Here is a 202-nt window from a genome sequence, read left to right as displayed (position 1 = left end):
TTCAATGACAAACAATATGAAGGCAAAGAATAAACATAACGGCTTCACCATGATGGAGTTGTTAATTGTGATCGTAATTTTAGGCTTGCTAGCTTCATTAGTGGCACCAAAATTTTTCAACAAGCTTGGAAGCGCCTCTCGAGATATTGCTGCGGCACAGATGAATGCATTTGAAACTGCACTTGATACTTACCGCCTTGAT

General features: G+C 39.6%; 1 protein-coding gene. It reads left to right on the top strand.

What is annotated here, in order from left to right:
- Positions 1-16: 16 nt before the first annotated feature.
- On the top strand, positions 17-202 hold a 186-nt coding region (locus CWC11_RS22655), incomplete at its 3' end, for a prepilin-type N-terminal cleavage/methylation domain-containing protein (protein ID WP_249330821.1).

Origin of the sequence: Pseudoalteromonas sp. S3178, assembly GCF_005886985.1 — a bacterium.
In the GTDB taxonomy this organism is placed as follows: domain Bacteria; phylum Pseudomonadota; class Gammaproteobacteria; order Enterobacterales; family Alteromonadaceae; genus Pseudoalteromonas; species Pseudoalteromonas carrageenovora.
The sequence above is the reverse complement of the archived record's forward strand: the minus strand, read 5'-3'. Positions and strand labels throughout refer to the sequence as shown.